Source organism: Streptomyces sp. NPDC002851, from assembly GCF_053591935.1.
Genome location: NZ_JBSFUT010000005.1, coordinates 1 through 15,344 on the forward strand (window position 1 = coordinate 1; position 15,344 = coordinate 15,344).

Below are 15,344 nucleotides of genomic sequence, written 5' to 3' on the forward strand. Positions count from 1 at the left end.
GTTCCGATACATCCGCAGATCCGTGGCGATCATGTAGAACTTGTCGCCCTGCGGCGAACGGATCACGAACGGATCACGCAGCCCCTTCTCCCCGACGTCCGAGGTCAGCACGGGCTTGCCCCCGTTCAACTCCCGCCAGTGCAAAGGATCGTTACCACGGCTGAGCGCATACCGGATCTGCTCGCCGTCCGCGGTCCCCTCGCCCGTGAAGTACGCGAACAGGTAACCCGCGTACGGCTCCTGCCGCTCCGCCGCGGTCGCGGTCGCGACGGTGCCGGGTGGTGCGGTGAGGAGGGTGGCGCAGAGCGCGGCCAGGGCGGCCAGGTAAGTGAGGAGGGTGCGGCTGGGGCTTCCAAGGCGTCGGCGCATGGCACGTCCTGTCGGATTGCGATAAACCTTGATGAACTCTGCGGAACTCTGCTGGATTCTGTTCGACCAACTGCCGAAGAAATAGGAGCAGTTGACCACAGCCGCGTCAATCCGCTTGCACGGATCTCGTTGAGTTCTGTCGGAATCGTTGACGCGTGCGCTGTTGCGCTTTACGGTCCGCCTGTTCGAGGTGACAAGCGTTGTTCGGCGTGTCGAACGGAAGGGGCTGACGGCTAGTCACGCTGTCAGGCCGTCACGTCGTCATGTCGTCACGCCCTCAGGCCCTCACGTCCTCATGTCCTCACGGCAGCGTGACCTCTCGCGCTCGGCCGATACCGAACCGGCGCGCAAGCCGCGTCATCGCCTGCGACATTTTCGACGGCATCGAGTCCGGCGATCACGCCGCGGAACAGCTTGTCGTGGTTGTCCCGCAGCTCCGCGGCCCCGGCCGCCCAACTGCCGTCGTACGACACATAGTCGGCGTCCTGGGTGAACAGTCGCCCGAACCCGGCGGAGTCGGCTTCCGTCCATGTCCTGCAGTACTCCGCGAAGAGCTCACGAATCCGGGCTTCCTGGGTCTCTTGGGCTTGCTGGGCTTCCCGGGTGTTCATCGTGTTCATGTGGTTCACGCGGCGATCAGCGCCCGGATGAGCCTCAGCGCGGTCGAGGAGAAGACGCTCGACCTGCTCCAGCGGTCGGGGCCGCTGAGCGCGGGCGAGCTGGGGGAACTCAACGGTCTGGTGCCCGCTTCCGTGACCGGTCTGATCGACCGGCTCGAGCGGAAGGGGTTCGCCCGCAGGGTGAAGGATCCGCAGGATCGAAGGCGGGTCAATGTCGAGGTCGACGCGGGTGTGGAGGAGCGATTCGCGCCGCTCTTCGCCCCGTTCGCGGCCCAGTTGGCCGAGCTGTACGCGGAGTACTCGGACGCGGAGCTCGCCGTGATCCTCGACTTCCTCCAGCGCTCCGCGGAGATCCAGCGGGAGGCCACCCGTACCCTCACGGAACAGGAGTGAGGGCACGGGTTTCGGCCCACGCCACCGCCGAGGTCAGTCCGCCTGGCGGCGGGCCTGCCGCACCTCGCGGTCGACGGCCCAGGCGTCGGCGACCGGCCCGAGGTGGCCGAGCTTGTCGGGGTTCAGCACCGAGCGGATGGTCTGGATCTGTCCGTCGAGCACCTCGAGAGTCATGGTGTTGAGGACCTTGCCGTCGCGGTCGTGGAAGATCGCGCCGGGCTGGCCGTTCACCTCGTGCGGCTCGAACGTCACGTCGACGCTGGCCATCTGAGGGAGGACCGTGCCAAGGAGCCGGGCCACCTTCTCGGCGCCGACGATCGCCCGGGCCAGCTGCGGGGCCTTGCCGCCGCCGTCCCCGACCATCTGGACGTCGGAGGCGAGGAGATCCTGGAGCCCGCCCACGTCGCCGTCCTTCAACGCCTCGAAGAACCGCGTCGCCAGCTCCTGCCGCTCCTGACGGTCCGCCTCGAACCGCGGCCGCCCGTCCTCCATATGCCGCCGGGCCCGCACCAGGAGCTGACGGCACGCCGCCTCCGAACGCCCCACCGCCTGGGCGATCTCGGCGAACCCGAAGGCGAACACCTCCCGCAGCACGAACACCGACCGCTCCAGCGGACTGAGCCGCTCCAGCAACAGCAGCGCCGCCATCGACACCGAGTCGGCCAACTCCGCCGAGCGTGCGGGATCCTGATACGGGTCACTCAGGAGCGGCTCGGGGAACCACGGCCCCACGTACTCCTCCCGCCGCACCCGCGCCGAGCGCAGCACGTCGATCGAGATCCGCGTCACCGTGGTGGACAGAAAGGCCTTGGCCGACGTCGGCGGGGTCGTCAAGCCGTCGAAGCGCAACCAGGCCTCCTGCACCGCGTCCTCGGCCTCACTCACACTGCCCAGAATCCGGTAGGCGATCGAGAACAGCAGCGGCCGCAGCTCCTCGAACTCCGCGGCCTTGCCGACCTTGTCGACCCTGCCAACCTTGTCGGCCCTGCCGTCCTTGTCGACCTTGTTCACGCCGATTCCCCCTTGAAGCTGTTGCCGATGCCGTTCACTGGAGCTGCCCGGTCAGTGGGCCTGCCCGACCTTGTAGTCACCGGCCGGCTGCTGCGCGATGATGTTCAGGCGGTTGGCCGTGTTCATGAAAGAGACCAGGACCACCAGGGCGGTGAGCTGCTCCTCGTCGTAGTGCTTGGCGGCACGCTGCCAGACCTCGTCGCTGACCCCACCGCCCGCGTCCGCGATCCGGGTACCCTGCTCCGCCAGCTCAAGCGCCGCACGCTCGGCCTCGGTGAAGACCGTGGCCTCCCGCCACGCCGCCACCAGGTGCAGCCGTACCGAGGTCTCACCGGCCGCGGCGGCCTCCTTGGTGTGCATGTCGATGCAGGCGGCGCAGCCGTTGATCTGGCTCACGCGCAGCGCCACCAGCTCCTGCGTCGCCGCAGGCAGCGGCGCGTCCTTGAGCGCCTTGCCCGCCGACATGAAGTGCTTGAGGACCTTGCCGCCGGTCGGGCTGGCGAAGTAGTTCAGTCGCGCGTCCATGGTGTGCTCCTCCGTGGTGGTCAGTGGCTACACCCCTTAAGACGAGGCAGCCCGAGACCCTGTGACACGGCCGCATGTGCCCACGGCTCCCGCCCTCGGCCATCGCCTGATCCCTCGGCCATCGCCTACTCCTTCGTGATCGCCTGACCCTTCCCGCCGCGCAGCAGCTTCAGGGTGCCCGCCATCTCGTCCTGGGCGGCGCGCGCCGCTTCTTCGGCGTCGCCGCGCTCGACCGCGTGGACGAGGGCGGCGTGCAGGTCGTCGCCGGGATTCGCGTCCTCGGCGCGCAGCGAGAACAGGTCCACCAGGTCGATCAGGCCCTGCCGGAGCGCGGGCACGAACTCGCCGAACAGGTCGGTGAGTACGGGGTTGTGGGCGGCGGCGACGATCGCGGAGTGCAGGGCGATATCGGCGTCCACGAACGCGGCGTCGTCCGCCGAGGCGGCGGCCCGGCGGGCGTCGAGCGCGGCGGTGAGGGCGGTGAGGTCCTCATCGGTGCGGCGGTCGGCGGCGAGGCGTGCCGCCTGCACCTCGATGAGGAGGCGGACCTCGTAGACGTCCGTGATGGCGGCCTTGCGCAGCCGAGCGGGCCAGTCCTCGGCCGGTTCGGTGGCGGTGACGAAGACCCCGGCGCCGTGGCGGGCCTGTACAAGTCCCGCTCCGGCGAGGGCCCGCAGCGCCTCGCGCACCGTCGAGCGGCCCACGCCGAGGTCCTTCGCGAGCGTGGTCTCGCCGGGGAGCCGGGTGCCGACGGGCCACTGCCCGGAGGCGATCTGCTCGCGAAGCCGTTCCGCGGCTTGTTCGACCAGAGGGCTGGGGCGGAGGGGGCCGAGTGACATCCGGGGCCTTTCAGGGAGCGTGCGGGTAGCGGTGCCTGTGCCCGTGCCTGTGCCTGTGCCTGAAGCGTTCAGGCGGCAGTGCTCGTACGGGGAGCGGTGGTGTGCTCGTACGGGCGCGGTGCTCGTAGAGCGTACGTGCTCGTGGTGCCAAGTTGTCTGAGGAGTACTTGTCTGAGGAGCTGAGCTCTGGCTAAGGTGTCGATCATGTTGCTGCACGCAGTGCTTCTCCTCGGCTGCCGCGGCGGGGCCTGACACGACCGGCACCCCGCCGCGGGTGCCGTGCTGCCGGTCACCGACCACCGCCGAGCGAAGGAATCGCGTGACTCTCCCGTACGACTGGAACCCGCAGCGCCCCAGCGGCATGCCGTACCACCGCTACCTCCCCGCCCACGACCGCGTCACCGTCCCCGAGCTGACCGACCGCGCCTGGCCGAGCGCCCGGATCGAGCGCGCACCCCTGTGGGTGCCGGTCGATCTGCGGGACGGGAACCAGGCGCTCGCCGAGCCGATGGACACCGCGCGCAAGCGGCGGCTCTTCGACCTCCAAGTGGCCATGGGCTTCAAGGAGATCGAGGTCGCCTACCCGTCCGCGAGCCGTACCGACTTCGACTTCGTACGCCACCTCGCCACGAGCGACGCCGTACCCGACGACGTGACCGCGGTGGTGTTCACCCCCGCCCGCCGCGAGTTGATCGACCGCACCTTCGCGGCGGTCGAGGGCCTGCCGCGCGTCCTGGTGCACCTCTACACCGCCACCGCCCCCACGTGGCGGGACCTGGTCCTGCGCCGCAGCCGCGCCGAGGTCCACGCGATGATCCGCGATGCGGCGGAGTACGTCGCGAAACTGGCCGACGACCGCCCGGGCTTCCGGTTCGAGTTCTCACCCGAGGTCTTCAACCTCACCGAACCCGACTACGTACTGGACATCCTGAACAGCGTCACCGAGCTGTGGGACGCCTCGCCCGACCGCCCGGTCACCCTCAACCTGCCCGCCACGGTCGAGGTCGCGACGCCCAACGTCTACGCCGACCAGATCGAGTACATGCACCGCCACCTGGACCGGCGCGACGCGGTGATCCTCTCCGTACACCCGCACAACGACCGCGGCACCGGTGTCGCCTGCGCCGAACTGGCGCTCCTCGCGGGCGCCCAGCGCGTCGAGGGCTGCCTCTTCGGCAACGGCGAGCGCACCGGCAACGTCGACCTGGTGACCCTGTGCCTGAACCTCTACACCCAGGGCGTCGACCCGATGATCGACTTCTCCCGTCTCGACGAGATCAGGCAGACCGTCGAGCACTGCAACCGGCTGCCGGTCCACCCCCGCCACCCCTACGGCGGCGACCTGGTCCACACCGCCTTCTCCGGCACGCACCAGGACGCGATCGGCAAGGGCTTCGCCCACCATGCCGCGCGGGCGGCCGAATTGGGCGTCCCGGAGGGCGAGGCGCCCTGGGAGGTCCCGTACCTGCCGATCGACCCGGCCGACGTGGGGCGCGATTACGAGGCCGTCATCCGCGTGAACAGCCAGTCCGGCAAGGGCGGCATCGCCCACGTCCTGCGCGAGAGCTACGGCCTCGACCTGCCGCAGGCGCTGCGCGCCGCCTTCTCCCGCACCGTGCAGCGGGCGACCGACGACAGCGGACAGGAGTCCACCGCCAAGGACCTGTGGGAGCTGTTCCGCGCGACCTATCTCGTCCCGGGCACCGACGGCGAGGTGGCCCTGACGTCCTGGACCACCGACCGCACGCCCACCGGAGAGCACCGCTTCGTGTGCACCCTGCGCATCGGCGACCGCGAGGCCGACTACGAAGGCACGGGCAACGGACCCGTCTCCGCCTTCGTCCACGCCCTCCTCGCCGCGGGCATCACCGTCGACATCCTCGACTTCACCGAGCACGCGACCACGCCGGGACCCGGCAGCCCCGCGGTGGCCTACGCCCGCTGCCGCGTCGGCGACACCGTCCGCTGGGGCGCGGGCCACGACACCTCGACCCTGACGGCATCCCTGATGGCGGTCCTGTCCGCGGTCAACCGGGCGCGGTGACGGGCGCGGTGATGGGCGACTGAAACGCCCGGGCCGGACTCCGGGGTCCGGCCCGGCGGGGGAGCCCATCAAGAACCGGAGTTCGTGAGCCCCGCCTCCGCGCACGCCACCGCGTACTTCGCCGTGCAGATGTCCGACGTCTTGAAGATGCCGTCCTTGATGACGGTGCGCTTGATGTTCTTGCGGGTCAGCGGCGTGACCGTCACCGTATGCGCCCGGATCTTCTTGTTCGTCGGGCTGTCCACCCGGTCCACCGTCATCGCGTCGAACTCGATCATGCGCCCCTGGGCGATCCGGACCGCCATCTCGGCGGCCCGCGCGGCCTCCTCGGGGTACGGCTTGTAGACGCTCATGTACTGATCGCCCGTCAAGATCCGGCGTACGGCGGAGAGTTCGGCATCCTGGCCGGTGACGGGAGGGAGCGGGGAGACCCCGGCGGCCTTCAGGGCCTGGATGGCGCCACCGGCCATGCCGTCGTTGGCGGAGTAGACCGCGGCGATGTTCTCGGCGCCGAGCTCGGAGATGGCCTCTTCCATGTGGGCCCGGGCGTTCTGCGGCTTCCAGCCCTCGGTGTCGTACGACTTGGCGATGGTCACCATGGTGGCGAGGCGACTGCGGGCGCCCTTCTCGAAGTCGGCGCTGTTCGGGTCGGTCGCCGAGCCGTTGATCATGACGATTTTGCTGCGCTTGGTGGCCCGGTCGCCGAGGGCTTCGATGAGCACCCGGCCCTGGGTCTCGCCGACGAGCTCGTTGTCGAAGCCGACGTACGCGTCGATCGGGCCCTCGGCGAGCCGGTCGTACGCGAGCACATGGATGCCCGCGTCCTTGGCGGCCCGCACGGCGTCGGCGATGGCGTGCGCGTCGACCGCGTCGACGATGATCGTGTCCACTTTGTCGGAGATCATCGATCGCAGCTGCCGATCCTGAAGCTCCGCGTCCTGACCGGCGTTCTCGTACACCAACTCACCCTTGCCGTGGGTCAGTTCCCGCACCGTCTTCTTGATGATGGGCAGATCGAACTTCTCGTAGCGGGCCGTCTCCCGCTCGGGCAGGAGCAGGCCGATCGTGACAGCGTTTCCCTTGCGTACGGGAGGACCGTCGGCACCGTCCGCACCGGGCAGCAGGTCACCGCAGCCCGAGAGTGAGACGAGCAGAACAGATGCGACGCAGGCCGTGGCGGCACACCGCACACGCGGGTTCATGCGGTACCTCCCTGATGTGACCGCGAGACCGCGGCCGAAGTGGATCGCAGCCAACCGGGACCCCAGGGCCCTGTCAAGGGGCGTAGCGAGGGCCGTGTTCTTTCCCGCCCAGGCCCGCTCTGCCAAGCTGTGCCAGCAGTCGCTCACCGGCCGGTCGTCACAGCAGCTTCCGGGAGTCCGTGTCCGTGCTGAAGGTCCCTCGTTCCCTGGTCACGCGCCGATTATCGAACGCGGAGCCGGTTTCACCTGCGGAGAGGCCCGAGGACCGGTACGCGTACGACGCGTTCATCTCGTACAGCCGGGCCGCGGACGGCGAGCTGGCCCGCGTCCTCCAGCACGGACTGCACACCTTCGCCAAGCCGTGGTACCGGCTCCGCGCCCTGCGGGTGTTCCGGGACGAGGGGAGCCTGGCCGCGAGCTCGCAGCTCTGGGGTTCCCTGCGGGAGGCGATGGATGCCTCGCGCCACTTCGTCCTGCTGGCCTGCGAGCAGTCGGCCCGGGCGCCCTGGGTCGAGCAGGAGGTCGAGTACTGGTGCACCCACCGGGGCGTCGACCACCTCGTCATCGTGCTCACCGACCCGCCCGCCGACGGCAGCGGCCACACGCCCGGCATGGCCTGGGACGCGGCCCGCGGCGACTTCGACTGGCAGCGCACCAACGCACTGCCGAGGTGCCTGTCGGGCCGCTTCCGGGAGGAACCCAACGCGGTGGTCCTGGGCCGGGCCCGCGCCAAGCCGGAACTGTCGCTGCGCGACCCGGAGTTCCGCACGGCGGTGGCCGCCCTGGCGGCCCCGCTGCACGGAGCGCCGAAGGACCGGCTGATCGGCGAGGACGTCCGCCAGTACCGCCGGACGCGGCGCCATGTGCTGCTGACCATCGCCGTCCTGGCCGCACTCGTCGTCCTGGCGCGGTCTCCGCCGTGACCGCCGTACAGCAGCGGGACACCGCCCGGGACCAGACGGCCCTCGCCGAGGTCCGCCAGTACGCGGCCCAGTCCCGCAACGCCTCCGACCCCTACACGGCGCTCGCCTTCGCCATCGCGGCCGAACAGCGTGCCGCACCGTATCTGCCCGAGGCGCGCGGCGCGTTCGCGGAGGCGGTCCGCGGCCTCGACGCGTGGGAGGCGCGGCTGGTCGGCGAGGCGCCCGCGAAGGCCGAATTCGGCACCGTCGTGCGCTGGTCCGGAGACGGTGGACGGATATGGGTGGCCGACATGTACGGGGGAGCGGCCCGCTGGAACGTAAGGGAGGGCAAGGCGGCCGTCCCGTATCTGAAACCGTCCGCGCTCAGGATCGACGGCAGACTGCCGATGTCCGTCCGGTGGAGCGGCGACGACCGGTCGCTGCTGCTCACGCATGGAGGAAAGGACACGGGACAGGACAAGCTCGCGCCCGCCTACGCCGTCCGCGACGGGCGCTCCGGCAAGGTCACCGTGGGACCGACAGCGCTGCCCGACGACTACGGCGACGTCTCCGCCATGGAGTTCTCGCCTCGGGGCGATGTGCTCGCCGTCGCCTCGGAACGGGACGGCATTCGCCTGCGGAACGTCCGGACCGGTCGGCTGCTGCGGAAGGATCCGCTGCCCGGGTCGCGGCCCGGGAAGGACCAGTTCGACCAGCTCGCCTGGTCTCCCGACGGTCGGCGCCTGCTCCTGGTCGAGTGGAAGTCCCTCAAGGTCTGGGACGTGCGCAACGGCGAGCTCCTATGGGCGGAGCGGACGGAGCGCGAGGTCGCGGCGCCGTCCTGGTCCCCGGACGGCCGCCGTCTCGCCACCGGCACCGGGGACGGGCGGATCGTCGTGCGGGACGGGAGTACCGGGAAGGTCACGGCGTCGTCGTCCACCCGGCTCCACTCCGCCTATGACGATTCCGACTGGCGCGACGACGGAGTCCGGGAGGTCAGCTGGTCGCCCGACGGCGCCAGGCTGGCCGTGGCCGGGGTCGGCGGCAACGTTCGCCTCTGGGGTCCGGACACCGGCGAACCGGTCGGACCGCCGCTCGGCCGGGACACCAACCGGCGGCTGACCAGCGGGCTCGCCTGGTCGCCCGATGGCCGTTTCCTGGCGGGCACGTTCGTCAGTGACGCCGCGGAGCTCGGCACCGGCCCGGGCAGGTCCGTGGTGCGGCTGTGGGAGATCGCGCCCCGCCGCCCCGTGACGCCCGCCTGCCCGGGCCCACCGATGCCCTCGTCTCCGTGGCCTGGTCACCGGACGGCCGGCACATCGCCGCCGGCAGCAGTGACGACACCGTGTGGATCTGGGACTCCCGTACGAGGAAACCCGCCCTCGGCAGCCCGGAGCGGACGCGGGCGCCCCAGGACCGGGTCAAGGCCGTCGCGTGGGACCCGAAGGGCACCGACTCCTGACCGCGGGCGGCAACGGCCTGCTGCCGCGGTCGGAACTCGGCGGCGACACCTCCGGCAAGCACTGGTGGGGCAGCGGAGGCGCCGAGACCCGCGGCCTGGTCCCCGGACGGCACCCGAGTCGTGTCCGGGACGTACGACGGCACGGTCCGGATCTGGGACGCCACCACCGGGAAGCGGACCCGCCGACAGCCCGCGGCCACCACCGGGAGCAGCGGGACACCGCCGAACGACCGCGCGGGCGAGGACCGGCAGAGCGTGCGCGCCGGGCCTGGTCCCACGGCAGCCGACGCGTGGCCGCCGTACTGCCGGACGGCTCGCTGCACTTGTGGGACGCGGCGAGCGGCAAGCCCTGGGGCGCCACCCCGAAGCCGTCCCGGCACCTGGCGCGCAGCATGGCCTGGTCGCCGGACGGCAAGCGGATCGCCGTCGGCGGCGTGGACGGCACCATCCGCCTGTGGGACGGCGCGACCGGCACACCTCTGCCGACCGTCCTCGAGTCCGGTGACACCTCTGTCGAGGCGCTTGCCTGGTCCCCCGACTCCACCCGCCTCGCCGCGGGCGACGGTGCGGGCACGATCCGCTTCTGGGAACCGGCCCGTGACGTACCGCCGCAGCTGCGGGAGGAGGCGCACGACGCGGCCGTCACCTCGCTGAGCTGGTCCCCGGACGGCACCCGCCTGGTCAGCGGCGGCGAGGACGGGGCGGTACGGGTGTGGCAGGGCAGCGCCGAACGGGACCTGTGCCGCCTGCTCGAGCAGACCCTGCACCGCACCCGGAGCACCCCCGAACTCACCGGCGCCACCGGCGTCGCCACCCGGATCTGCGCCGACCCCGCGGGCATCCGCGACCATCCCGTTCTGCCGCTCAAGGCGTATTCGACCGAGGTGAGCCGACCATGACGCGCCACGCCCCACGTGCCCGCCGCCCCCTGGGCCGGTTACTCCCGTTGTTCCTGTCCGTGGTGCTGTCGCTGCTCGCGAGCCCGCTCCTCGCCGGATGCGGCGGATCCGAGGAGAGCGACGACCCGAAGGGCGGTATCTCCGCCGCCCCGAGTCCTGCCGCGGACGCGCCCGACGAGGAGACTTCACCGGATGAGCGCGCCCCGCCCGAACCCGCCGGGACACCGCTCGCGGACACGGACTGGGAGTCCGTGATCGACACCATCGACTGCACCGACGCGGGCAATGAAGGCGTCGCGATCATGGACACCGAGTTCGCCGATCTCCGCGGGACGGGCGTGCCGGACGCCTTCGTGTCGTTCGAATGCGTTCACCAGTCGTCCTCTTGGCCGCAGCAGGTGGAGGTGTACGACGGCTCGTCGTCCCCGGAAGCACCCCGGCGTATCGGGGTGCTGCTCAGCGCCGAGGAGAAGGCCCACGGCCCCGGACCGCGGGTCGGTGGCATCTCCTTCTCCGGCGACTCCGTGACGCTGAAGCTCGCCGCCTACACCGCCGACGACCCCTTCTGCTGCCCCTCGTTGCGGCTCGAGCGCACCTTCGCCTGGAACGGCGAACGCTTCGTGCGCGCGGCAGGGTCATAGGCCGCACCCGGGACACGGGACAGGAGTACCTCGTGGGGGGGCAACAGGCTTCAGCGGCACAGGTCTTGATAAGCCAGGCCCGCCGCGTGCTCCCGCCACTGTTCGCGACTCAGACCGCCGCCGCCCACCTGGCAGGCCAGCCGCTTCGGGTCACGGGCGGCGGCGGGCAGCGTGCCCAGGTCCCACAGGCGGAGTTGACGTCGGCCGCCGCCCTCAAGAGCGCCGGAATGTCCTCGTATGCGGTCATGGTCCCCCGTCCGATCGTCCCCACGCGCTCGGCCACCGGGCCACATGATCGCAGACGGCGATGCGGCTGTCCCGCCAAGTCCCTTGCGGCCAGGGTGACTTCGGTCATGGGGTCGACCGCTCAGTGCGGGGCGCGGGCGCCACAAAGGCGGGGTGATGCCTTGCTGGACCCTCCGGACCCTCCGGACGCTACAGGCCCCCTCCGGATCCTTCAGGGAGTGATGCAACCGCGGCTGACGGGGTGTCGAAACCACAGGAATTGGTGCCTCGACTCTTCACATAGTGAAAGCAAGATTCAGAGGATTGACGGCGTCAGTTCAAGTCCTTACGGTCGCTTTCTGTCTCACGCAGCACGCACCGCACCTCACGCACCGCCCATCACACACCGCACACCACGCACCCCTCACCACTCGCCACTCAGCACGGAGTAACGATGAAGTACTCCTCTCGCCTGCTGGCCTGCGCGCTCGCCGCGCTGCTGGCCGGGGCGGTTCCCCCGGTGGCCTCTGCCCACCGGGCCTCCGCGGCACCGGCGTTGCCGCCCTCCGACGCCGGAGCGGAGGCCACCTGCCCCGCCCGGGGTCACGCACCGGCCGCCGCGGACTGGGCCTTGACCTCCACCCGTATCGACCCGGACGAGCTGCACCACGCCTTCGTCGGCAACGGATACCTGGGGCAGCGCGTGCCGCCCCGCGGCACCGGTTACGCGGACGCGGAGGCCAAGACCGGCTGGCCGCTGTTCACTCCGCGCTACGACGGTTCCCTCGTCTCCGGCCTGTACGCCGACCACGCCGACAAACCCGCCACGGCCAAGGGACTCCAGGCCGTGGCGGCGCTGCCCAACTGGACCGGCCTGACCGTCGGTACCGGTGCGGAAACGTTCGGCCCGGGCACGCCCGATGCGCGGATCTCGGACTACCGGCAGACGCTGTTCCTTCAGTGCGGCCTGGTCCGTACCTCGCTCACCTGGACGGCCGCCGACGGCCGGTCCACCGACCTCGTCTACGACGTGCTCGCCGACCGCAACGACCCGCACGTGGGCGCCGTCCGGCTGCGCATGACGCCGCACTGGGACGGCGACGCCACCGTCACCGACGTCCTCGACGGCCGCGGCGCCCGGCGGATCACCCAGACCGGCGGCGGCCCGCGGACGGGGGACCGTACCGACCCCACCGACCGCACCGTCGAAGTATCGTTCCGCACCGACGGCACGAAGGTCGACGGCACCGTCGCCTCCACGCTGCGCACGGGTCATGGCGTACGACCTCGGCCCGCGTCCACGCCTCGCGCGGCCAAGGACCTGACCGTACGTCAGTCCGTCGGCTTCCCCGTCCGCTCGGGACGCTCGTACGACCTGACGAAGTACGTCGGCGTCGACACCGCCCTCACCTCGCCGCGCCCCGCCACCTCGGCGGTACGGGCCTCACAGCGTGCCGCCGACCGCGGCTGGGCGGACACCTTCACCGCGCACCGGGACGCCTGGCGCCAACTGTGGCGCGGTGACGTCGAGATCCCCGGACGCCGCGACCTGCAGACCTGGGCGCGCTCGGCCCGCTACGGCCTCCTGTCCAGCCTCCGCGCCGGATCGTCCAACAGCATCGCCCCCACCGGACTGACCAGCGACAACTACGCGGGACTTGTCTTCTGGGACGCCGAGACCTGGATGTTCCCCGCGCTCCTGGCCCACGACCCCGACCTCGCCCGGTCCGTCGTCGACTACCGGTACCGCACCCGCGGCGCGGCCCGCGCCAACGCCCGCAGCCTCGGCCACTCCGGACTGTTCTACGGCTGGAACAGCGGCGCCGAGGGCGACCTGTGGACGGAGTGCCACAGTTGGGACCCGCCGCACTGCCGCACCCAGAACCACCTTCAGGGCGATATCGCCCTGGCCGTATGGCAGTACTACCAGGCCACCGGCGACACCGCCTGGCTGCGCGAGCGCGGCTGGCCGGTGCTCAAGGGCATCGCCGAGTTCTGGGCCGACCGCGCCACCCGCAACGACGACGGCAGCTACTCCATCAAGAACGTCGCCGGGCCGGACGAGTACAGCAATGGCGTCGACGACGGCGCGTTCACCAACGCCGGGGCCGCGACCGCGCTGCGCCACGCCACCCGCGCGGCCGACCTGCTCGGCGAACCGGCACCCGCCCGCTGGCACATCGTCGCCGACCGGCTCCGTATCCCGTACGACAACGACAAGCAGGTCTTTCTTCAGTACGACGGGTACCAGGGCTCGTTGATCAAGCAGGCGGACACGGTGCTGCTCCAGTACCCGCTCGAGTGGCCCATGTCCGCGGAGACGGCCCGGAAGACCCTCGACTACTACGCGGCCCGCACCGACCCCGACGGCCCCGCCATGACCGACTCGGTGCACGCCATCGGGGCCGCCGCGAACGGCGAGCCCGGCTGCTCGACGTACACGTATCTGCTGCGCTCCATCAAGCCGTTCGTGCGCGGCCCGTTCGCCCAGTTCTCCGAGTCGCGCGGGGACAAGCCGGGGGCGGAGGACCCGCTCGCCGGTTCGCCCGCGCAGGACTTCCTCACCGGCAAGGGCGGCTTCCTTCAGGTGTTCACGCACGGTCTGACCGGTCTGCGCTGGCGCGAGGACCACGTACGCGTCGACCCCATGCTGCCGCCGCAGCTGAAGGACGGCGTCACGGTCCGGGACATGCGCTGGCAGGGCCGTACGTTCGACATCGCCATCGGGCCGGACGCCACCACCGTGCGCCTCGTCGACGGCGAGCCGTTCGAGGTGGCGGGGCCGCAGGGACGGCAGATCGTGAGCAAGGGCGCCCCCGCGCTCCTGAAGACCCGCCGCCCGGACCGCGAACCGACCGCCAACCTGGCCCGCTGCCGCACCGTCCAAGGCAGTACGCCGGAGCCGGGCCGGTATGCCGAGGCCGCGGTCGACGGCAGCGAGGCGACGGCCTGGGTGCCCGCCGCGCGGCAGGGCAGCCTCCGCGTCGACCTGGGCCACGCGACCCCGGTCCGGCGCATCGTCTCCACCTGGGCCGAACCGCGCCCGGACACGTACCGCCTGGAGACCTCCGTCGACGGCCGGAACTGGCAGCCGGTCGAGGCCTATGAGAACTCGGGCGCGCTGGCGGAGAAGACCCTGGCCCGCTACGTCCGCGTGACCGTGCGCGGCGCAGAGGGATCGGAAAAGCGCCCGGGAATCAGTGAGTTGCGGGTGGAGTGAGGTACGGGGGAGTGGGCCCGGAGCGAAGATCACTAGCGCACGGGCCCAACTCCCTTTACTGTTGGGTAACGTCACCGACGGGCGCTGCGGGAGCGCCCGTCAGGGCCAGTGAAGGGCCGTGAGGGAGCCATGACCAGCGACGCAGGGCGCGGCGGTACGACCGCCGAGCGGATCACCGACCGGATCGACAGCACCCGGCCGCACACCGCCCGCATCTGGAACTACTGGCTGGGCGGCAAGGACAACTACGAGGTCGACCGCGAAGTCGGCGACCAGATCCGCAGCCTGCACCCCGGAATCGGTGACTACGCCCGCGCGGACCGGCTCTTCCTCGGCCGCTCCGTCCACCACCTCGCCGCTGACCAGGGCATCCGGCAGTTCCTCGACATCGGCACCGGGCTGCCCACCGCCGACAACACCCACGAGGTCGCCCAGCGCGTCGCGCCGGACTCCCGGATCGTCTACGTCGACAACGACCCCCTCGTCCTCACCCACGCCCGCGCCCTGCTCACCAGCGCCCCCGAGGGACGGACGGACTACCTCGACGCCGATCTGCGTGACGTCGACGGCATCCTCGAGCATGCCGCCGGGACCCTGGACTTCAGCAAGCCCGTCGCCCTGATCCTGCTCGGCGTGGTGATCTTCATCGAGGACGACGAGGAGTCGTACGCCGTCGTACGCCGCCTCATGGACGCCCTGCCGTCGGGCAGCCACCTGGTGCTCTCGCACACCGTCACGCACCCGGACATGCCGGATGTGGACCGGGCCGTCGCATTCTGGAACGAGCACGGCACCCCGAAGCTGACCCAGCGCACCCCGCAGCAGATCGCCCGCTACTTCGACGGTCTCGAACTCCTTCCGCCCGGAGTCGTCTCCTGCTCGCGCTGGCGCCCGGAGCCGACGAACGCCGAACTCCCTGACGAGGTGGCCATGTTCGGCGCGGTCGCCCGCAAGCCCTGAAATCCGTGCGGCCAACTCCCCGCCGCGCCGGG

13 protein-coding genes and 2 pseudogenes are annotated in these 15,344 nt (G+C 71.1%); 9 read left to right on the forward strand and 6 right to left on the reverse strand.

Annotated elements, in window-relative coordinates:
• A pseudogene (locus tag ACWD10_RS06925) lies at positions 1–369 on the reverse strand (family 43 glycosylhydrolase); the annotation flags it as partial.
• Positions 370–662: 293 nt separating this feature from the next.
• Entirely contained in the window at positions 663–989 is a 327-nt protein-coding gene (locus tag ACWD10_RS06930) for an SgcJ/EcaC family oxidoreductase (protein WP_451087832.1), read from the reverse strand.
• On the opposite strand from ACWD10_RS06930, the gene ACWD10_RS06935 reads away from it, so the two are divergent.
• Complete coding sequence (locus tag ACWD10_RS06935; protein ID WP_451087834.1) at positions 990–1,382, forward strand: MarR family winged helix-turn-helix transcriptional regulator; 393 nt, start codon at positions 990–992, stop codon at positions 1,380–1,382.
• Positions 1,383–1,415: 33 nt separating this feature from the next.
• Here ACWD10_RS06935 and ACWD10_RS06940 read toward each other — a convergent pair whose 3' ends face one another.
• The 3 genes from ACWD10_RS06940 to ACWD10_RS06950 form a co-directional block, all read right to left on the reverse strand.
• Positions 1,416–2,393, reverse strand: a complete 978-nt coding sequence (locus ACWD10_RS06940; RefSeq protein ID WP_451087836.1) for an RNA polymerase sigma-70 factor — start codon at positions 2,391–2,393, stop codon at positions 1,416–1,418.
• Positions 2,394–2,444: 51 nt separating this feature from the next.
• Positions 2,445–2,918 (reverse strand): carboxymuconolactone decarboxylase family protein, encoded by a 474-nt coding sequence (locus ACWD10_RS06945; RefSeq protein ID WP_451087838.1) that lies wholly within the window; start codon positions 2,916–2,918, stop codon positions 2,445–2,447.
• Between the two features lie 125 nt (positions 2,919–3,043).
• Positions 3,044–3,757 carry a FadR/GntR family transcriptional regulator gene (locus ACWD10_RS06950; protein ID WP_451087840.1) on the reverse strand — a complete coding sequence of 238 codons (714 nt, stop codon included), beginning with the start codon at positions 3,755–3,757 and terminating at the stop codon, positions 3,044–3,046.
• A gap of 361 nt (positions 3,758–4,118) precedes the next feature.
• Here ACWD10_RS06950 and leuA point away from each other — a divergent pair, with 361 nt between their 5' ends.
• On the forward strand, positions 4,119–5,801 hold the full coding sequence (gene leuA, locus ACWD10_RS06955; protein WP_451088331.1) for a 2-isopropylmalate synthase: 1,683 nt from the start codon (positions 4,119–4,121) through the stop codon (positions 5,799–5,801).
• Positions 5,802–5,869: 68 nt separating this feature from the next.
• Here leuA and ACWD10_RS06960 read toward each other — a convergent pair whose 3' ends face one another.
• A complete protein-coding gene (locus tag ACWD10_RS06960; RefSeq protein WP_451087842.1) occupies positions 5,870–7,003 on the reverse strand; it encodes a substrate-binding domain-containing protein in 1,134 nt (377 codons plus the stop codon).
• A gap of 185 nt (positions 7,004–7,188) precedes the next feature.
• Between ACWD10_RS06960 and ACWD10_RS06965 the strand changes: the two genes are divergently transcribed.
• From ACWD10_RS06965 to ACWD10_RS06995, 7 genes and pseudogenes are all read left to right on the forward strand, one after another.
• The gene (locus ACWD10_RS06965) at positions 7,189–7,926 is read left to right on the forward strand and encodes a TIR domain-containing protein (RefSeq protein WP_451087844.1); all 738 of its coding nucleotides are present in this window, start codon (positions 7,189–7,191) and stop codon (positions 7,924–7,926) included.
• Between the two features lie 554 nt (positions 7,927–8,480).
• Positions 8,481–8,954: pseudogene (locus ACWD10_RS06970) on the forward strand (WD40 repeat domain-containing protein); the annotation flags it as partial.
• Between the two features lie 176 nt (positions 8,955–9,130).
• Positions 9,131–9,367 carry a WD40 repeat domain-containing protein gene (locus tag ACWD10_RS06975; protein WP_451087846.1) on the forward strand — a complete coding sequence of 79 codons (237 nt, stop codon included), beginning with the start codon at positions 9,131–9,133 and terminating at the stop codon, positions 9,365–9,367.
• Positions 9,368–9,657: 290 nt separating this feature from the next.
• Positions 9,658–10,266, forward strand: coding sequence for a WD40 repeat domain-containing protein (locus ACWD10_RS06980; RefSeq protein WP_451088333.1), 609 nt, complete (start codon positions 9,658–9,660; stop codon positions 10,264–10,266).
• Positions 10,263–10,907, forward strand: a complete 645-nt coding sequence (locus ACWD10_RS06985) for a hypothetical protein (protein WP_451087848.1) — start codon at positions 10,263–10,265, stop codon at positions 10,905–10,907. The genes ACWD10_RS06980 and ACWD10_RS06985 overlap by 4 nt, the downstream gene beginning before the upstream one ends.
• Positions 10,908–11,586: 679 nt before the next feature.
• On the forward strand, positions 11,587–14,352 hold the full coding sequence (locus tag ACWD10_RS06990; RefSeq protein WP_451087850.1) for a discoidin domain-containing protein: 2,766 nt from the start codon (positions 11,587–11,589) through the stop codon (positions 14,350–14,352).
• A 129-nt stretch (positions 14,353–14,481) separates the two neighbouring features.
• The gene (locus ACWD10_RS06995) at positions 14,482–15,312 is read left to right on the forward strand and encodes an SAM-dependent methyltransferase (protein ID WP_451087852.1); all 831 of its coding nucleotides are present in this window, start codon (positions 14,482–14,484) and stop codon (positions 15,310–15,312) included.
• Positions 15,313–15,344: the final 32 nt, after the last annotated feature.